Source organism: Actinomycetospora sp. NBRC 106378, from assembly GCF_030269685.1.
GTDB lineage: Bacteria > Actinomycetota > Actinomycetes > Mycobacteriales > Pseudonocardiaceae > Actinomycetospora.
The window spans coordinates 65143-84267 of sequence record NZ_BSTT01000014.1 but is presented as its reverse complement, the minus strand read 5'-3'; the positions used below and the strand labels follow the sequence as shown (position 1 = coordinate 84267).

Annotated in this window: 15 protein-coding genes; 4 read left to right on the top strand and 11 right to left on the bottom strand. The window is 74.4% G+C overall.

The genetic code is table 11. The features are described 5' to 3' along the window. The first annotated feature begins 27 nt into the window (after window positions 1-27). Both QSK00_RS24530 and QSK00_RS24525 read left to right on the top strand, forming a co-directional pair. Window positions 28-2163 carry a RecQ family ATP-dependent DNA helicase gene (locus tag QSK00_RS24530; protein WP_285595082.1) on the top strand — a complete coding sequence of 712 codons (2136 nt, stop codon included), beginning with the start codon at window positions 28-30 and terminating at the stop codon, window positions 2161-2163. 21 nt (window positions 2164-2184) lie between these two features. Beyond that, window positions 2185-2394: a hypothetical protein gene (locus tag QSK00_RS24525; protein WP_285595080.1), complete on the top strand. Its 210-nt coding sequence runs from the start codon at window positions 2185-2187 to the stop codon at window positions 2392-2394. Window positions 2395-2412: 18 nt separating this feature from the next. Here QSK00_RS24525 and QSK00_RS24520 read toward each other — a convergent pair whose 3' ends face one another. After that, the gene (locus QSK00_RS24520; protein WP_285595078.1) at window positions 2413-2715 is read right to left on the bottom strand and encodes a YciI family protein; all 303 of its coding nucleotides are present in this window, start codon (window positions 2713-2715) and stop codon (window positions 2413-2415) included. Between the two features lie 31 nt (window positions 2716-2746). After that, a complete protein-coding gene (gene rpmF, locus QSK00_RS24515; protein ID WP_285595076.1) occupies window positions 2747-2917 on the bottom strand; it encodes a 50S ribosomal protein L32 in 171 nt (56 codons plus the stop codon). A gap of 377 nt (window positions 2918-3294) precedes the next feature. Between rpmF and QSK00_RS24510 the strand changes: the two genes are divergently transcribed. Then, window positions 3295-4845 carry a fatty acyl-CoA synthetase gene (locus QSK00_RS24510; RefSeq protein WP_285595202.1) on the top strand — a complete coding sequence of 517 codons (1551 nt, stop codon included), beginning with the start codon at window positions 3295-3297 and terminating at the stop codon, window positions 4843-4845. After that, on the top strand, window positions 4842-6452 hold the full coding sequence (gene wsfD, locus QSK00_RS24505; protein ID WP_285595074.1) for a glycan biosynthesis hexose transferase WsfD: 1611 nt from the start codon (window positions 4842-4844) through the stop codon (window positions 6450-6452). Before QSK00_RS24510 ends, wsfD begins: the two co-directional genes overlap by 4 nt. Here wsfD and QSK00_RS24500 read toward each other — a convergent pair. The 9 genes from QSK00_RS24500 to QSK00_RS24460 form a co-directional block, all read right to left on the bottom strand. After that, window positions 6449-7399, bottom strand: coding sequence for a hypothetical protein (locus QSK00_RS24500; protein ID WP_285595072.1), 951 nt, complete (start codon window positions 7397-7399; stop codon window positions 6449-6451). The two genes, wsfD and QSK00_RS24500, sit on opposite strands and share 4 nt — an antisense overlap. Window positions 7400-7616: 217 nt before the next feature. Further along, window positions 7617-8870 carry an aldehyde dehydrogenase family protein gene (locus QSK00_RS24495; RefSeq protein ID WP_285595070.1) on the bottom strand — a complete coding sequence of 418 codons (1254 nt, stop codon included), beginning with the start codon at window positions 8868-8870 and terminating at the stop codon, window positions 7617-7619. 316 nt (window positions 8871-9186) lie between these two features. Continuing rightward, the gene (gene proB, locus QSK00_RS24490; protein ID WP_285595069.1) at window positions 9187-10341 is read right to left on the bottom strand and encodes a glutamate 5-kinase; all 1155 of its coding nucleotides are present in this window, start codon (window positions 10339-10341) and stop codon (window positions 9187-9189) included. 2 nt (window positions 10342-10343) lie between these two features. Next, window positions 10344-11888 carry a GTPase ObgE gene (gene obgE, locus QSK00_RS24485; protein WP_285595067.1) on the bottom strand — a complete coding sequence of 515 codons (1545 nt, stop codon included), beginning with the start codon at window positions 11886-11888 and terminating at the stop codon, window positions 10344-10346. A gap of 79 nt (window positions 11889-11967) precedes the next feature. After that, window positions 11968-12225 (bottom strand): 50S ribosomal protein L27, encoded by a 258-nt coding sequence (rpmA, locus tag QSK00_RS24480; RefSeq protein WP_018335422.1) that lies wholly within the window; start codon window positions 12223-12225, stop codon window positions 11968-11970. A gap of 13 nt (window positions 12226-12238) precedes the next feature. After that, window positions 12239-12538: a 50S ribosomal protein L21 gene (rplU, locus tag QSK00_RS24475; protein ID WP_285595064.1), complete on the bottom strand. Its 300-nt coding sequence runs from the start codon at window positions 12536-12538 to the stop codon at window positions 12239-12241. Between the two features lie 168 nt (window positions 12539-12706). Beyond that, complete coding sequence (locus QSK00_RS24470; RefSeq protein WP_285595062.1) at window positions 12707-16126, bottom strand: Rne/Rng family ribonuclease; 3420 nt, start codon at window positions 16124-16126, stop codon at window positions 12707-12709. 129 nt (window positions 16127-16255) lie between these two features. Continuing rightward, on the bottom strand, window positions 16256-17104 hold the full coding sequence (locus QSK00_RS24465) for a TIGR03936 family radical SAM-associated protein (RefSeq protein WP_285595060.1): 849 nt from the start codon (window positions 17102-17104) through the stop codon (window positions 16256-16258). Beyond that, entirely contained in the window at window positions 17101-19107 is a 2007-nt protein-coding gene (locus tag QSK00_RS24460) for a TIGR03960 family B12-binding radical SAM protein (RefSeq protein WP_285595059.1), read from the bottom strand. Before QSK00_RS24460 ends, QSK00_RS24465 begins: the two co-directional genes overlap by 4 nt. Window positions 19108-19125 lie beyond the last annotated feature (18 nt).

Here is a 19125-nt window from a genome sequence, read left to right as displayed (position 1 = left end):
GTCGGACCCCTGTGCTTTCGTGGAGCCATGACCACCTCGCCCTCCGGTCTGGCCACCGATCTCCGGGACGACGCCGAGACCACGCTGCAGCGCCTCGCCGGGCCCGAGGCACGGCTGCGCGAGGACCAGTGGCGGGCCATCGAGGCGCTCGTCGCGCACGGGCGGCGCGCCCTGGTGGTGCAGCGCACGGGGTGGGGCAAGTCGGCGGTCTACTTCGTCGCGACCGCGCTGCTGCGGGCCCGGGGCAAGGGCCCGACGGTCATCGTCAGCCCGCTGCTCGCGCTGATGCGCAACCAGATCGAGGCGGCCGAGCGCGCCGGCATCCGCGCGGTGACCGTGAACTCGGCGAACACCGACGACTGGCACGCCGTCTACGACGAGGTCCGGGCCGGGCAGGTCGACGTGCTGCTGGTGAGCCCGGAGCGGCTGAACAACCCGGAGTTCCGCGACCAGGTGCTCCCCGAGCTGTCGCGCACCGCCGGGCTGCTGGTGGTCGACGAGGCGCACTGCATCTCCGACTGGGGGCACGACTTCCGGCCCGACTACCGCCGGCTCCGCACCCTGATCTCCGAGCTGCCCGACGGCGTCCCGGTCCTCGCCACCACGGCGACGGCGAACGACCGCGTGACCACCGACGTGGCCGACCAGCTGGGCGTCTCCGGGGACGGCGACGGCGCGCTGGTCGTCCGGGGTGAGCTGGACCGGGAGTCGCTGCACCTCAACGTGCTGTCCCTGGCGAGGGGCGCCGACCGGTTCGCCTGGCTCGCCCAGCACCTCGACGAGCTGCCGGGGTCGGGGATCGTCTATACGCTCACCGTGAGCGCCGCCGACGAGCTGGCGGCGTTCCTGCGGGAGCGGGGCCACGCCGTCACCGCGTACACCGGCAAGACCGACCCGGCCGACCGCGGGCGCGCCGAGGACGACCTGCTGGCCAACCGCGTGAAGGCCCTGGTCGCCACGAGCGCGCTCGGCATGGGCTTCGACAAGCCCGACCTCGGCTTCGTCGTGCACCTCGGTGCCCCGCAGTCGCCGGTGGCCTACTACCAGCAGATCGGCCGTGCGGGCCGTGGCGTGGAGCGCGCCGAGGTGCTCCTGCTGCCCGGCCCGGAGGACCGCGACATCTGGGCCTACTTCGCCTCGCTGGCCTTCCCCGGCGAGCCGCAGGTGCGGGTGGCCCTGTCCGTGCTCGCCGACGCCGGTCGCCCGTTGTCCACGGCCGCACTCGAGCCGCGCGTGGAGCTGTCGCGCGGGCGCCTCGAGATGATGCTCAAGGTCCTCGACACCGACGGTGCGGTGAAGCGGGTCAAGGGCGGCTGGGAGGCGACCGGGCAGCCCTGGGAGTACGACGGCAAGCGCTACCTCGGCCTGGCGAAGGCCCGGCGCGCCGAGCAGCAGGCGATGCTCGACTACATCACCACCGAGGGCTGCCGGATGGAGTTCCTCCGCCGCCAGCTCGACGATCCCGGCGCCGCGCCGTGCGGGCGGTGCGACAACTGCACCGGGAGGCACTACGACCCGTCGGTCGGCGAGGACGTCCGCGTGCAGGCCCAGGAGGTGCTCGACCGGCCGGGGGTCCCGCTCGCGCCGCGCAAGCAGTGGCCGAGCGGCATGGACGCCCTCGACGTGCCGCTCAAGGGCAAGATCAAGCCCGAGGAGGCCGCCGAGGAGGGCCGGGCGATCGGCCGGCTCACCGACGTCGGGTGGGGTCCCCGGCTGCGCCCCCTGATGCGCGCCGACGACCTGACGCCCGACGCCGTCGTCGACGCGGCGGTCGAGGTCCTCAAGGGGTGGGGCTGGTCGGAGCGGCCCACCGGGATCGTGTGGCTGCCGAGCCGGACCCGGCCCGCCCTCGTCGAGAGCTTCGCCCAGCGCCTCGCGTCGATCGGCCGGCTCCCCCTGCTCGGCGCACTCGCCGACGACGCCCCGCCGCTCTACTCCGACCCGGAGGACGACAGCGAGCCGGAGCCGCCGAACTCCGCCCAGCGGCTCGCCGAGGTGTACCGACGGCTGTCGGTCCCGAGCGGGTTGGACCCGTCGTCCGGACCGGTGCTGCTCGTCGACGACGTGTCGGACTCGGGGTGGACGCTCACCGTCGCCGCGATGCTGCTGCGCCGCGCGGGCGCTCCGGCCGTACTGCCGCTCACCGTGGCGACGACGAACTGACGGAGTCTCTATCGTCGACGTATGAAGAGTGCCCGGACCCCGCTCCGCGTCGTCGGGGTCGTCGCCGCCCTGCTCGGCCTGTTGTTCACCCTGCAGGGCATCGGCCTGGTCGGCGGCAGCTTCATGACCGGGCAGCGGCTGTGGCTGATCATCGGGATCGTCCTGGTCGTGCTCGGGCTCCTGGTGGCGTCCGGTGGCCTGTTCGGCCGGGATCGACGCCGCGGGCGCTGAGCCGGGGGTCGCTGCCGCTCACTCCCCCGGCGAGGTGCCGAGCGCCTCCGCCCACCCGCGCACCGACCACTCCGCCACGGCACCGCTCGTGACGAACGGGTCGCCCGCGATGAACTCCTCGGCCGCCTCCCGGCTCACGAAGACGGCCATCGCGTCGCCGTCGAACGGGTCGGTCATCGGCCCGGCCATGAGGACGAGACCGCGCGCCCGGAAGTCCCGCAGCCGCGCGGCGTGGGCCGGGCCGTGCTCGCGGGCGAGAGGCAGGAAGTCGGGAACCGCGCGGTAGGTCGACACCCAGCGCGTCGGGGCAGGTGGCTGCATCGGGACATGGTGGCGCCACCCGGGCCCGGAGTCAGTCCTCCGGGCGCAGGATCCCGCGCTGGTAGGCCCGCACCAACGGCCGCGGCACCCGGATCTCCCGGCCGTTCACCGTGATGGGCACGAGGTCGGGCGCCGACGCCTTCCACTGGGAGCGGCGGGCGTGCGTGTTCGCGCGGGACATCCGGCGCTTCGGGACTGCCATGCCGTGATGATAACGGTTGCCAACAAGCCCGGCGTGCCGCCCCGGACGAGAATCACGCCAGGCAGGTCGACCGGCCTCCGGGGCTGCCTCACGTGACCCTCGCGCAGCCAGGCAGCGCCCGCCCCAGCACGACCCCCGCGAGAATCACGCCTGGCAGGTCGACCGGCCTCCGGGGCTGCCTCACGTGACCCTCGCGCAGCCAGGTCGCGCCCGCCCCAGCACGACCCCCACGAGAATCACGCCAGGCAGGTCGACCGGCCTCCAGGGATGCCTCACGTGACCCTCGCGCAGCCAGGTCGCGCCCGCCCGGCGGCTGGACGCGCGCCGATCAAGAAGCGAGAGTGACCGCGCACACGCACTGCTCCGGAGAGGACGACGTGGACACCCGCGCCAACACCGTGGACGGCGTCCTGCGCCGCAGCGCCCGCCGCACGCCCGACCGCACGGCGCTGGTCTTCGGCGACCGCTCCTGGACCTACCGCGAGCTCGACGAGGCGACGAGTCGCACCGCCGGCTGGCTGCGCGGGCTCGGCGTGGCCCAGGGCGACCGGGTGGCCACCTACGGGCGGAACTCCGACGCCTACGTCCTGAGCTTCCTCGGTGCGGCCCGGATGGGTGCGGTCCACGTCCCGATCAACTACGCGCTCACCGGCGAGGAGCTCGCGTACCTCGTCGACCAGTCCGGCTCGAAGGTCCTCGCCGTCGACCCGGCGCTCGCCGGGCACGTCGAGGCGCTCGACCACCGCCCCGACCAGGTCGTGCCGCTGCGCGACGCCCCGGGGAGCCTGCTCGAGGCCGCGCGGACGGGCGAGGTGCCGGAGCTCGACGTGACGGTCGAGGACGGCGACCTGGTCCAGTTGCTCTACACCAGTGGGACCACGTCGAAGCCCAAGGGCGCGATGATGACCCACCGCGGGCTCGTCCACCACTACGTCTCGTGCCTGCACGCCCTGGGCTTCGAGCAGGACGACGACCCGCTGGTCGCCATGCCGATCTACCACTCGGCGGGCATGCACGTCTTCACGCTGCCCTACCTCGCGGTCGGGGCGACCGTGCGGATGATGGAGGCGCCCGACGTCCCCGAGATCCTGCGCCGCGTCGAGGCCGACCGGATCGGCTCGCTGTTCCTCGCGCCGACGGTGTGGGTGCCCGCGGTCAACCACCCCGACTTCGCGACCCGCGACCTGTCGAGCCTGCGCAAGGCCCACTACGGCGCATCGATCATGCCCGGACCGATCCTCGCCCGGCTGCGCGAGCGGCTGCCCGAGCTCGGCGTCTACAACTGCTTCGGCCAGTCGGAGATCGGTCCGCTGGCCACCGTCCTGCAGCCCGAGGAGCACGACGAGCGCCCCGAGTCCTGCGGCCGCCCGGTCCTGTTCGTCGAGCTGCGCGTCATCGACGAGAACGGGGACGACGTCGCGCCCGGCGAGGCGGGTGAGGTCGTCTACCGCTCGCCCCAGCTCTGCGAGGGCTACTGGGACAAGCCCGAGGAGACCGCCGCGGCGTTCCGCGAGGGCTGGTTCCACTCCGGCGACCTCGTGCGCATCGACGAGGAGGGCTTCATCACCGTCGTCGACCGCATCAAGGACGTGATCAACACCGGCGGCATCCTCGTCGCCTCCCGCGAGGTCGAGGACGCGCTCTACACCCACGAGGCGGTCGCCGAGGTCGCCGTGATCGGCACGCCCGACGAGAAGTGGATCGAGGCGGTCACGGCGTTCGTCGTGCTGCGCCCCGAGCACGCGGACGGCTTCGAGTCCGCCGCCCTCGTCGAGCACGCGAAGGGCCGGCTCGCGAGGTTCAAGGTGCCGAAGTCGGTCCACGTGATCGAGGAGCTGCCCCGCAACCAGTCGGGCAAGCTCCTCAAACGGGTCCTCCGGGACACCGTCCAGCCGACACGCCGTATTCCACGAGACCCGGATGAGTGATCGCTGAGAGCGTTTCGTACGGTCGGCGGATCGACCTCACCACTCTGCCCGCCCGCGCGCGGCGGGGCACCGGCCTGCGCAGCGCCGCGTCCGACCTGCGCGACGCGGCGGCGACAGTCCCGCGCGCCGTCGTCGTGCCGGTCGCCCTCGGGTGCTCGACGGCGTTCGCGACCGTCCTCGCGCTGGCCCTGCGGATCGGGCTCGTCACGCTGCCGGGCCTCGGCGGCGGGCTGATCGGCGTCGGCGACAACGGCGACGCGTTCCGGCTGTTCTGCACCGCGGGCCTCACCCCGGACACGCCGTCGCGGGTCGCGCTGTGGCGCGGCGTGGTGGTCACCGCCTTCACCACCGGCGCCGCCCCCTGCACGGCCGCGCCCTCCTCGGCGTCACTGCTGCTGCGACTGGTCGTGCCCGGCGGCCCGGGCACCTTCTCGCTGACCACCTACGCGTGGCTGTTCGCGGGCCTCGCCGCGGCCGTGGTCGGGATCGGTGCAGCGACGCTCGCCACCGTGCGGCCGTGGCGGGTCGCACTCGTCGTCGTCCCGCTGGTCGGGCTCCTCGGCGTCTCCTGGTGGACGCGGTTCCTCGTGTCGCTCTACGCCGAGCCGACCGCTCTCGTCGCGACCGTCGCGGTGCTCGTCGGCCTCCTCGTCGTCGCCGGCACGCGCCCCGACCACCGCCGGCAGCGCCTCGTCGCCCTCGGGCTCGTCGGGGTCGGCGGACTCGTGGGCGCCACCGCCAAGCCCGGCTTCGTCCCGATCGGCCTGGTCGCGGCCGGTTGCGCTGCGCTCGTCGTGGTCCGGTCGGCCCGGGGACGGGCGGGCCGGGTGTGGCGCCTCGCCGGACCTCTCGTCGCGGTCGCGCTCCTGGCGGGCGCCGCGTATCCGGTGAGCGCCGCCGTCGAGGGCCAGGAGCGCACCTACGCGACGGTCAACGCCCACAACCTGATCTTCACCGCCGCCATGCCGGAGATCGGGCCGGACGTCGTCGCGTCCGCCGTGGGCCTGCCGCCCGGTGCGGCCGCGCACTCCGGCGAGGGTTACTACTGGGCGGGCGGGATCGGCATCCCGGGCTGGGCGACCGCCGTCGGCGACCGCCCCGACGCCGCCCGCGCCGAGGCCCGGACGCTGCTGCTCGAGCACCCGGGTGCCGTGGCGACGATGGTGGGCCGCGGCCTCACCGCGACCCTGCGGCCCCAGCTGACCTACCTGCCGTCGGCACCCTTCGGCACCGCACCGGAGCACTTCGAGGGCCGGACCGTCTACCCGGAGGCCGGTCCGCAGACCAGCCTCCTCGTCCGGTGGCTGGACGCGATCCCGCTCGGGTGGCTGCCGCTGGCGCTCGTCGTCGTCGCCCTCGGCGCCGCCGCGGTCACGGTGCTGCCCCGCGTCCACCGGGCCGACCCGCTCGTCGTCGGGCTGGTCCGCGTCGCGGGCGCGACCGCTCTGCTCGGGCTCGCGATCGTCACGCTCGCCGTGCTCGGCGACGGCTACTACGAGCTCTCCAAGCACGTCTGGCTCGGTTCCTACCTCTTCCTGACGGCCGGTGTCAGCGGCCTGGCGGCCCTGGCCCTCGGCGCGACGGCCCGGTTCCGACGCCCCGGCTAGGACCGGGTGTACCACCGGTCGCCGACCACCGTCGTCCCGGCGGGCAGGGTCGGGATGCCGGGGTTCGGACCGTCCGGGCCCCCCTTGTCGATCTGGTACTGCAGGAGGGCGTTGCTCGCGTCGGAGTCGGCCACGAACAGGTCGATGCGGTAGCGGTCGGTGTCCGGGTCGAACTGCCGACCGAGGTAGTACTGGCCGCAGTCGAAGGTGCCGTCGGTCCGCACCAGGCAGGGCTTGTCCTGCGGGAAGAAGCGGCCGGTCCCCGGGTCGAACGTGGCGGCCCAGAGGAGTCGGCCGTCGGTGATGTCCCGCGACGAGCCCACGAGCCGGAACGTCTTGGGCACGGTGGTGGTGACCGGCGCGAGGACGGTCGCGCTCGCCGACTCCGAGGGCCCGATCGGACCGGACCAGAGGGCCACGGACAGCAGAGCCAGGACCACACCGGCCACGAGCGCCCCGCCGGCGACGAGGGCGACCGGGACCCGCCGTCGGGACGGCTCCGACGCCGGGGGCGGGGGCTCCGGGCCGACCTCCGCCGAGGGCGACGGCGACGGCGTCACCGGCGACGGCGACGCGGCCCACGGCGGCGGATCGGCCGTCACCGTCTCGTTGCGTCGGCGGCGCTGCTCGAGCCCGTCGAGCTCGTGCCAGTAGGTGGTCCAGGCCGCGACCTCGTCCTCGTCGGCCCCCGCGGTCCGCAGCACCGCCCGTACGAGGGGCAGGTACGCGAACGTGTCCCCCCGGAGGGCCTTCGCGAGGGCCGACCGGCTCAGCCGGACCTCGTCGGGCAGACCCCGGAGCATCGCCTCGAGCGTCGGCTCGCCGTGCTCCGCGAGACTGCGTCGCAGCCAGTGCGCCAGTTCCCGCCGCGGTGACCCGTCCCGTGGGACGGGCGCGGGACGTCGTCCCGGTTCCCCCTGCCGCGGCCTCTCCCCCTGCTCCCCCATGCGCGTCACTATGCCCGACGGTCGCAGAGAAATACCTGGTCGGCGGCTCGTTCGTCTCGACCTTTTCCCGGCCGCTGGCGCCCGACCCGATCTTGTCGGTATCCCTTGTGGGTCGACGGCGCGAGGGGGGACGCGCCGTCACCTGCAGCCGGTCACGTCCGGCTGCGGCCGCTGGGGGGAGCGGCCGGGCACCTGCGCGGTGCCCGGCCGTGGCCGGTCAGGTCAGGCCGACGGCCGTCGACGCCGGAACCACCACGAACTGCCGCAGCACCAGGTCGGTGAAGACCACCGGGCCGCGGGGGCCGGGCACGTGGTCGACGTTGATGCCGGTCTCGGGCACCCGCCGCAGCTTGAACCCGTCGAGCAGGCGCGTGGTGGCGTTCCAGAACGCACCGGTGCCCGCGTAGGTGTCGAGGAAGGTCCGCGCGGCCGCCTCGTCGGCGGTGACCACGGTGGCGGCCAGCCCCGAGGTCTCCCGGTTCGCGATCGCCGCCGCGTCGGCCGGCCCCTGCGCGGGCGCCACCGTCACCGTCGCCTCGTGCCCGTCGTCGAGCGCCCACTCGTGCCCGAGGGCGTGCTCGTGCGGCGGCAGCGACGCGGTGACCCCGGCGTCGGCGAGCAGCTTGACCAGGACCGGGGAGACGGTGTCCCACTGCGGCGCGTCGACCAGCAGCAGGTTGAGCCGGTTGCAGACGCCGAGCCGGTCCACCGACTCCGTCACGAGCCTCGCCGCCAGCTCCGGGTCCGCCGCCCGGTCGACATAGAGCACCCCGCCGCCGTCGGCGTGGGCCAGGGTCCGCACCCCGTGCTGCGCGGCCTCCAGCCCCAGCGAGCGCGTCGTCTCCCCCGACCCCCGCAGGATCACCAGCGGGATCAGCCCCGGCCGCCGCACGAGCTCGACCGCGCACTCCCGGCTCGCGTCGCCGACGAGCGTGACCGCGTCGGCGGGCAGTCCCGCCGACGCGAGCGCCGGCCCGACCACGTCCGCCATCAGCGCGCTCGCCGACGCGAGCGCCGCCCCGCCGGTGCGGAGCACCCCCGCGTTCCGCGACTTCACGAGCTGCGACGCCACGTCGACCACCACGTTCGGCCGCGCCTCGAAGTTCGCGCCGATCACCCCGACGGGGCGCCGGCGCTCGATGAGCCGCAGCCCGTCCGGGCGCTCCTCGACCACCGTGTCCCGCGGCGGCACCGGCACGTCGGCCAGGATGCGCAGCGAGTCGGCCATGGCCGTGAGCCGGTCGGAGTCGAGCCGCAACCGGTCGAGCAGGGCGCCGGTCATCCCCGCGTCCTGCGCCGCCGCGAGGTCCGCGGTGTTCGCGACGACGAGCGTGGGCGCCTTCGACACCAGCAGGTCGGCCATCCCCCGCAGCGCCGCCGCGACCTGCGCGTCGTTCGCCGCCGCCATGGCCGGTGCGGCCGCCGCCGCCCGCTCGCCGCAGTCGGTCACGATGTCGGCGGGAGTGCTCATCGGACCAGTATGCCGATCTCGTCCCACGCCCTTCCCGACGGCGGGTGGGCTCGGCTCGGGGCCGCGTCGCCCGGGAATCGTGAACACCGAGGCCGACTCCTGCGCGTCACGCGCACACTCCGCCGGGCTCACGGCTGAATCCTCGCGACCCCTGCGTGTCACGCACACACGTCCGCGCCGGGACCACGACCGGTGTGCGCGACGCGCAGGGGTGACCGGAACTTTTCTCCGATCCCTCCGCAGTGTGTGCGCGACGCGCAGCTCCGGTCGGTCCGGCCGACGGGCCGCACCGTTCCCGACGGCGGGTGGGCTGGGATCAGGGCGCGGTCGTCGCCGCCACCGCCGACGCCCGGCGGCCCACCGGGACCAGGTCGTCCGCGTGCACCACCTCGCGGCGCTGCTCGGGGGCGAGATCACGGGTCTTGCGACCCACCAGCTCCGGCATCTCCTCGGAGTCGAACGCCACGACCCCGCGCGCCACGGTCTCGCCGCGGGGGCCGACGAGTTCCACCACGTCGCCCGCCTCGAAGTCGCCGTCCGAACCCGTGATGCCGGCGGCGAGCAGCGAACGGCGGGTCGTGGCCGGACCCGAGGTGACCGCCTGCACCGCCCCGTCGTCGAGATGGAGGCGGCCGCGCGAGCCGGCCATGTGCCGCAGCCAGAACCGTCGGGCCGAGAGCCGCGGGCCGGTCGGCGCGAACACCGTGCCGACGTCGCCCGGCCCGAGCGCGGCGGCCGCGTTCGCCGCCCCTGCGACGAGGACGGGCACCCCGGCACCGGAGGCGAGGTCGGCGGCCGCGAGCTTGGAGGCCATCCCGCCGGTGCCGACGGACGTGGCACCCGGCTTCGCGACCCGCACGGCGGCGAGGTCGGCCATGCCGTGCACCTCGTCGATCATGGCGGCCCCGGGCACGCGTGGGTCGTCGTCGTAGACGCCCTCGACGTCGGAGAGCAGCACCAGCGCGTCCGCCCCGACGATGTGGGCGACGAGCGCCGCGAGCCGGTCGTTGTCACCGAACCGGATCTCGTCGGTGGCCACCGTGTCGTTCTCGTTGACCACCGGCACCACGCCGAGCCCGAGCAGCCGCTCGAAGGTGCGCTGCGCGTTCCGGTACGGGGCCCGACGGACGACGTCGTGGCTGGTCAGCAGGACCTGCCCGACGACGCGCTCGTGCCGGGCGAACGCGTCCGCGTAGGCCCGGGTGAGATGCAGTTGCCCGACGGAGGCCGCGGCCTGCTGGGTCGCGAGGTCCCGCGGGCGACGCGACAGCCCGAGCGGGGCGAGACCGGCCGCGATGGCGCCGGACGACACGAGGATGACCTGGGTCCCGGTCGCCGCCCGCGCCGCGACGGCGTCGACGAGCGCGTCCAGCCGCGAGACGTCGAGCCCGCCGGACACGCTGGTGAGCGACGACGACCCGACCTTCACGACGAGCCGCCGCGCCTCCTGCACGGTGCTGCGGGCACTCACCGCTACTCCTCGTCCCACCCGGCCAGGTTCTCCCACGACACGGACTCTCCCCCGTCGGCCCATGACGCGACACCGAGTTCGGAGTCGTCGCGGTGCCGCCGGCGTTCGATCCGGGCGGCCTTGCGCTCGGACGCGGACGACCGGTCGGCGCGCCCGACGTTGTCCAGCCGGGCGTCGGTGCCGCGGTTGCCCGCCTGCACCGGCTGGCCCAGGGCGGCCACCCCGGCCGGGGTCGAGGGCTCCCAGTCGAAGGTGTGCACCCCGATCGTGACCATGTCCCCCGGCGACGCCCCGGCCTCCGCCAGCGCCTCCTCGACGCCGAGCTTGGCCAGCCGGTCGGCGAGGTAGCCGACCGCCTCGTCGTTGGCGAAGTCGGTCTGACGGACCCAGCGCTCCGGCTTCTCCCCACGCACGACCCACGCCGGCCCCTCGACGGGGTCGACGGAGGTGTCGGCGGCGACGGTGAACCCGGCGTCGTCGACCGCCTTCGGCCGCAGCACGACCCGCGGCGGCACCGTGACCAGCGCCGTCCGGCGCGCCTCCTCGACCGCCCCGGCCATGAGGAACGTCAGCTCCCGCAGGCCGGTGTGGGCCGCGGTGGAGATCTCGACGACGGGCCAGCCGAACGCCTCGACGTCCGGGCGCACCAGCTCGGCGAGGTCGGCGGCGTCGGGCACGTCCATCTTGTTCAGCGCCACGATGCGCGGCCGGTCGGCGAGGTCGGTGCCGAGCGCCGGGGTGTAGGCGGCGAGCTCGGCCTCGAGCGCGCGGATGTCGGAGACGGGGTCGCGGTCGGTCTCGAAGGTGGCGCAGTCGACGACGTGCACGAGCACCGAGCAGCGCTCGATGTGGCGCAGGAAGTCCAGTCCGAGCCCCTTGCCACCGGACGCCCCCGGGATCAGGCCGGGCACGTCGGCGACGGTGAACGTCGAGTCGCCCGCGCTGACCACCCCGAGGTGCGGGGTGAGCGTCGTGAAGGGGTAGTCGGCGATCTTCGGCCGCGCCGCCGAGAGCGCGGAGACCAGCGAGGACTTCCCGGCGCTCGGGAAGCCCAGCAGCCCGACGTCGGCCATCGAGCGCAGCTCGAGGACGAGGTCGCGGCTGTCACCGGGCTCGCCGAGCAGCGCGAAGCCGGGTGCCTTGCGGGTCGGGCCGGCCAGGGCGGCGTTACCGAGACCCCCGCGCCCGCCCGCGACGGCGACGAAACGCATCCCGGGGACGTTCAGGTCGCCGAGCACCTCGCCCTCGGGCGACATCACGACGGTGCCCTCGGGCACGGCCAGCTCGACGTCCTCGGCGTTCGCGCCGTTGCGGAAGGCGCCCATGCCGGGCCGGCCGTTGCCGGCGACGGCGTGCGGCCGGTGGTGGAAGTCCAGGAGCGTGTGCACGCCGGGGTCGGCCACGAGCACGACGTCGCCGCCGCGGCCGCCGTTCCCGCCGTCCGGGCCCCCGAGCGGCACGAACTTCTCCCGACGGATGGAGGCGCACCCGTGTCCGCCGGCACCGGCGGTCACGTGGAGCGTCACGCGGTCGACGAAACGAGCCATGTTGCCTTCCTCGACACAGACGAAGGGGCGGACCCGATCCCGGGCCCGCCCCTCGCCTGCTGATGCTGCTGGTGGAGGCTCAGGCCTCGACCGGCACGATGTTGACGTTCTTGCGCCCGGCCTTGGTGCCGAACGTGACCGCGCCCGGGATCAGCGCGAACAGCGTGTCGTCCCCGCCGCGGCCGACGCCGACACCCGGGTGGAACTTGGTGCCGCGCTGGCGGACAAGGATCTCGCCGGCCTTGACGACCTGGCCGCCGAAGCGCTTGACCCCGAGCCGCTGGGCGTTGGAGTCGCGACCGTTGCGGGAGCTGGATGCACCCTTCTTGTGAGCCATGTGTTCCGCTCCCCTACTTCGAGATACCGGTGATCTCGACCTGGCTGTAGCGCTGACGGTGGCCGACGCGCCGCTTGTAGCCGGTCTTGTTCTTGTACTTCATGATCTTGATCTTCGGGCCCTTGGTCTCACCACGGACGGTGCCCGTGATCGAGACCTTCGCCAGGTCGTCGGCGGAGGACAGGACGGTCGAGCCGTCGACGACGAGCACGGGCTGCAGGTCGACCGAGTCGCCGTCGAGCAGCTCCACGTCGAGGACGTCGCCGACCGCGACCTTGTACTGCTTGCCGCCGGTCTTCACGATCGCGTACATCTCGGACGCAGGCTCCTGTCGTGCTGGACGTTCGGTCTGGGTCGGGAGGCCCGCCCCCGAGGGCGCCTCACCGGGTGCCGACGTGGTCCACCCCGGCACTGCTCGCTCCACGATACCCGCCCGGTCCGGCTCCCCCGTCCCCGGGGTCGCCGGACCGGCGTCGGGAGATCAGTTCCCGCCCACCGCCACGGGCGGGCCCGCGGGACGGGACGCGGCGCGACGCCGCTGCCGCTTCGGGGCCGGCTCGGCGTTCCCGACGACGGGTGCTGCTGCCTCGGTCTCCTCCGGCTCGTCCTCCACCACGGGCTTCGGCGGGGCCATCGCCCCGATCCGCCCGGTGATGAACGGCTCGTCGGGGTCCTCCGGCTGGTCCGGCTCCTCGGAGACCGGTCCGGTCGTCGTCGGAGCCGGGTCGGCGTCCTCCACGGGCGCGCCCGCGGCCTCGCCGGTGTCGTCGGCCTCGCCGGCCGACTCCTCGGCCAGCTCGGCCTCGAGGGCCACCTCGGGCTCGACCCCGGACGTCGCCTCGGACGTCACCCCGGACGTCACCGCCGACGTCTCCGGCGCGGCGTCGGCCGCCGGCGTCACGGCGAGGGCCTCCTCCACCGGGGCGCCCGCGGCCTCGTCGGCGTTGTCGGCCGCCCCGGTCGACTCCTCGGCCAGGTCGGCCTCCAGGGCCACCTCGGGCTCGCCCGCGGCCTCCGCGGCCTCCGCGGTCGCCTCGGCGGCCGCGTCGGGAGTCGTCGGGGCCGTCTCCTCGACCGACCCGGTGGACTCGTCGGCGAAGTCGGCCTCCAGAGCCACCTCGGGCTCCTGGGCCTCCTCGGGCTCCTGGCCCTCCTCGGCCTCACCCGACGCACGGCGGGCTGCGATGTCGGCCGGGCTGGGGACGGGGCCGGCGTGGCCGTTGGCGGTCGCCGCGACGGTGCTCGGGGAGCCGCCGTCGGAGGACGCGCCGCGCCGGCCGCGGCCCCGACGACGGCCGGAGCCGCCGCCCGAGCCGTTCGACCCGGCCGAGCCGGACTCGCCCGTGCCGTTGGACCCGGCGTCACCGGAGCCCGAGCCGGACCCGGAGCCGGAGCCGGCGCCGGAGCCCGAACCGGAGCCCGAGTTCGACCGGGTGGGCTCGTGGCTGTGGCCACCGCCGTTCGGGGCGATGACCGGCTCGGCCTGCACGATGACGCCGCGGCCCTTGCAGTGCTCGCAGACCGTCGAGAACTCGTCGAGCAGACCCTGCCCGACCCGCTTGCGGGTCATCTGGACGAGCCCGAGCGAGGTGACCTCGGCGACCTGGTGGCGGGTCCGGTCGCGCCCGAGGCACTCCGTGAGCCGGCGCAGCACGAGGTCGCGGTTCGACTCGAGCACCATGTCGATGAAGTCGATGACGATCATGCCGCCGATGTCACGGAGCCGGAGCTGGCGCACGACCTCCTCGGCGGCCTCGAGGTTGTTCCGGGTGACCGTCTCCTCGAGGTTGCCCCCGGAGCCGGTGAACTTGCCGGTGTTGACGTCGACCACCGTCATGGCCTCGGTCCGGTCGATCACCAACGTGCCGCCCGAGGGCAGCCAGACCTTGCGGTCGAGGGCCTTCATGAGCTGCTCGTCGATCCGGTATGCGCTGAACACGTCCTCCGGGCCGGTGTGGCGCGACAGACGCGGCACCAGCTCCGGGGCGACGTGCGAGATGTAGCCCTCGAGGGTCTCCCACGCCTGCTCGCCGGAGATGACCAGCGAGGAGAAGTCCTCGTTGAACATGTCGCGCACGACCCGGATCAGCAGGTCGGGCTCCTCGTGCACCAGCGAGGGCGCCTTGGGCTTGTTCTTGCCCTTGCCGCTCGTGTCACCGGTCGCGGCGATGACCTCCCACTGCGCCGCCAGGCGACGGACGTCGGCCTCGAGCTCGGCCTCCTCGATGCCCTCCGCGGCCGTGCGGATGATGACGCCGGCCTCGTCGGGGACGATCCGCTTGAGGATCTCCTTGAGGCGCTTGCGCTCCGGCTCGGGCAGCTTGCGGCTGATGCCGGTGGCGCCGCCGCCGGGCACGTAGACCAGGAAGCGGCCCGGCAGGCTGATCTGGGTGGTCAACCGCGCGCCCTTGTGGCCCACCGGGTCCTTGGTGACCTGGACCAGCACCGCGTCGCCCGAGGAGAGCGCGTGCTCGATCTTGCGCTGCTTGCCGTCGAGCCCGGCCGCGTCCCAGTTGACCTCGCCGGCGTAGAGCACGGCGTTGCGCCCGCGACCGATGTCGACGAAGGCCGCCTCCATCGAGGGCAGCACGTTCTGCACGCGGCCGAGATAGACGTTGCCGACCATCGAGTTCTGGCCGCTGCCCGCGACGAAGTGCTCGACCAGCACGCCGTCCTCGAGGACGCCGATCTGGTTCCGGTCGGCCTGCTGGCGCACGACCATGGTCCGCTCGACGGCCTCGCGGCGGGCCAGGAACTCGGACTCGGAGAGGATCGACGGACGACGGCGGCCGGCCTCCCGGCCGTCCCGACGACGCTGCCGCTTCGCCTCGAGCCGGGTCGAGCCCTTGACGCCCTTGACCTCGTCGTCGCTGGAGCGCCGCGGCTCGCTCTTGTCCGACTTCTCGGCCTTCTCCGACTTCTCGGCCTTCTCGCGGACGTGGGTGACGGTGTTCGGCGGGTCGTCGGGGGTCGCGGAGTCCGACGCGTCGTCGGAGCCCCGACGCCGACGCCGGCGCCGCCGGCGCGAGGACCCGGACTCGGTGCCGCCCTCGTCGGACGACGCGTCGCCCTGGTCCTCGGTGTCGTCGGTGTCCTGCTCGTCGCCGTCCTCGGCGTCGTCGGTGTCCTCGGACTCGTCGGTGGCGTCGTCGTCCCCGGCGGACTCGTCGCCCCCGCGTCCGCGACCACGGCCGCGGCGGCCCCGACGACGGCGGCGACGACCGGACTCGTCGTCGCCGTCGGCGTCCGTGCCGTCGGCGGCCGGGCCGGACCCGGTCGTGGTGTCGTCGTCGGTGGTGTCCTCGGTGGTGTCCTCGGACGGCCCGCCGTCACCCTGGGCCGGCGTCACGACCCCGGCCGAACGGCTGCCGCGGCGACGGCGGCGACCGCCACCGGTCCCCTCCTCGTCGGCGGCCGGGGCGGCGGGGGTGGTCACGTCGGGTGCCAGGAAGAGCGCCGCGGGGGCGGCCGGGGCCGTGCTGATGGCGCCGGTGACGCGCGGCGCGGCGTCGGCGGCCGGGTCGTCGACGGTCAGGTCCGCCGGGATGTCGGGGAGCACCTCGACGGCGTCGGCGGCGTCGGCGGCGTCGGCGGCCGCCGAGACCTCGACGGCCTCCTCGACGGCCGCGGCGGGCGGCGGCTCGCTCGGGAAGAAGTACTCCACCACCTGCGAGACCGTGGCGCGGTCGACGCTGGACTGGGCGCTGCGCGCAGCCACCTCGAGCCGGGCGAGCAGAGCCAGCACCTCACGGCTGGAGGAACCCACCAGCCGCGCGAGCGCGTGGACCCGCAGCTTGTCGGGGAGCGCGGCGAGCGCGGCCGCGTCGGGTCGACCCCGGCCACCCGCCTCGGGGTCGGCGGGCAGTGCTGACGCCTCGGGGTGTGCGTCGTTCTCGGACATGCAACTCCTTCGGCCCCCGGGCGCGACCTCGCGGTCGCGGCCACACGAGGGCATCGCGTGGTCTCGCCTGGAGCGACCGTCCGCGCGGGGCGGCCACGACAATCCCGGGACGTGCCGCGCGGTGCGGGGTCAACGACCGGTCGGGTCGCGGTCCGCCTCGAGCGGGTCGAGCAGCGCTCCGTCGTCGTCGAGCCGGCCCTGCGCCGTCCTCGTCGCCTTGACGGGGACGGGCGGCTCCAGCCCGGCGACGATACGCAGCGCGCTCACCACGTCGTCGGGTCGTACGGCCGGCGTGGTGTGCCGTACGACCGCCGACAGTGTCCCACACACCGCCGATCGTGCATGCGTACGGCGGTGGGTCTCTCCCGCAGGGCGTGTCGGCGGCGTGTCGTCCGGTGTCCGGTCATCGTTCGGGTGACGTGCGAGCGACGGCTCCGTGACGGCGTCCTCGACGGTGATCGACACGAGCGCCGAGCGGACGTCCAGCGTCCGCGGGCCGTTCTTGGTCATCCGCTCGACCTCGACGACCTCGGCGGCGAGCAGCGCGTCCACCGCCGCGGCGAGCGCCGCGGGGTCCACCCCGGGCAGCTCGACCCGCCAGGCGGAGCCGTCGATGCGGTCGGCCAGGGCGCCGGGACCGGAACGCACCACGTCCAGGACGACGAGCCCCTCGGGCAGCACCGCCCCGACCTCACGGGCCACGTCCACCGGGTCGAGGTCGGTGGTCAGACCGATCTCGACGAACTCGGCCTCACTCGCGGCGCCGGTGGGCGAGGCCCCGATCCAGGACAGCCGGGGGTGCGGGCTGAAGCCCTGGGAGAGCGACACCGGCACGCCCGCGCGGCGCAGCGCCCACTCCATCGCCCGGGCGACGTCGCGGTGCGAGCTGAACCGGGCGCGGCCGCGCTTGGCGAACCGCATCCGGACCTTCGCGACCGTCGGCGCCGACGGGTGCGCCGCCTCCCCCTTGTAGCTCATGCCGGACCCTGCTCCGACAGCCTCGGGTTGTGCACGGGCGTCGAGGTCCGGGTCTCCACCGGCGTCAGCGGCAGCATCCGGCCCGGGGCCATCGCACCCGCCGTCGGGCCGATCTGGATCTCGGTGCCCATCTGCGGGCAGACGCCGCAGTCGAAGCACGGCGTCCAGCGGCAGTCGTCCTGCTCCCGGGAGTCGAGCGCGTCCTGCCAGTCGTCCCAGAGCCAGCCCCGGTCCAGCCCGGAGTCGAGGTGGTCCCAGGGCAGAACCTCGTGCTGGTCCCGCTCGCGGGTGGTGAACCAGAACAGGTCCACGCCCTGCGGCGGGAGCTCGGCGGCCGCCGCGGTCTGCCACCGCTCGAACGAGAAGTACTCGCTCCAGCCGTCGAAGTGCCCGCCGTCGCGCCAGACCGCCTCGATGACGCGCCCGACCCGGCGGTCCCCGCGCGAGAGCAGTCCCTCGATCAGCGACGGTTGCCCGTCGTGGTAGCGCAGGCCGACGTTGCGCCCCAGCGAGCGGTCGGAGTTGATCGCCTCGCGGAGCTTGCGCAGCCGGTCGTCGACCACCTCGGGCGCCGTCTGCGCGGCCCACTGGAACGGCGTGTGCGGCTTCGGGACGAAGGCGCCGATCGACACCGTCGCCCGCACGTCCCCGCGCCCGGCCGCCTTCCGCCCGGTCCGCACGACCTCGTGGGCCATCGCGGCGATCTGCAGGACGTCCTCGTCGGTCTCCGTGGGGAGCCCGCACATGAAGTAGAGCTTGACCTGGCGCCAGCCGTGCTCGTAGGCGGTGGCGACGGTCGCGATGAGCTCCTCCTCGGAGACCATCTTGTTGATCACGCGCCGCAGCCGCTCCGAGCCGCCCTCGGGCGCGAACGTCAGGCCCGAACGCCGGCCGGAGCGGGTGAGCTCCTCGGCGAGGTCGACGTTGAAGGCGTCGACGCGGGTCGAGGGCAGCGAGAGCCCGGTGCCGGTGCCCTCGTAGCGGTCGGCGAGGCCCTTGGCGATCTCGCCGATCTCGGAGTGGTCGGCGCTGGACAGCGACAGCAGGCCCACCTCGGAGTAGCCCGAGGCCTCCAGACCGGCCTCCACCATCTCCGAGACGCCCTGCTTGGACCGCTCGCGCACCGGGCGCGTGATCATCCCGGCCTGGCAGAACCGGCAGCCCCGCGTGCAGCCCCGGAAGATCTCGACGCTCATCCGCTCGTGGACCGTCTCGGCCATCGGGACGAGCGGCTTCTTCGGGTACGGCCAGTCGTCGAGGTCGCTCGTGGTGCGTTTGTGGATGCGCTCCGGCGCGGCCGACGAGGTCGGGCGCACGGCCGCGATCGAGCCGTCCTCGGCGTAGTCGACGGCGTAGAGCGCGGGGACGTAGACCCCGGGCACCCCGGCGAGCCGCTCGAGCGTCTCGTGGCGCGACAGGCCCTCGGCCTTCGCCGCCTTCACGACGTCGGTGATGTCGCCGACGACCTCCTCGCCGTCGCCGAGGGCGACGAGGTCGACGAAGTCGGCGATCGGCTCCGGGTTGAAGGCGGCGTGGCCGCCCGCGAGCACGAGCGGGTGCTCCCCGGTCCGGTCGGCCGCGTGGAGCGGGACGCCCGCGAGGTCGAGGATCTCGAGGAGGTTCGTGTAGCCGAGCTCGGTGGCGAACGAGACGCCGAGGACGTCGAACGCCGCGACCGGCCGGTGCCCGTCGACCGTGAACTGCGGGACCCCGTGCTCGCGCATGAGCGCGGCGAGGTCGGGCCACACGGCGTACGTGCGCTCGGCCAACGCGTCCGGCCGCTCGTTGAGGACCTCGTAGAGGATCATGAGGCCCTGGTTGGGCAGGCCGACCTCGTAGGCGTCCGGGTAGCACAGCGCCCAGTGGACGTCGGCGTCCTCCCACGGGGTCACCGTCGCGTTGCGCTCACCACCGACGTACTGCACGGGCTTGCGGACCCGGGGCAGCAGCGGCTCGAGCCGGTCGTACACCGACTCCGGCGCGGTCGTGACATCGACGGACATGGTTCTCCAGGGTAAACG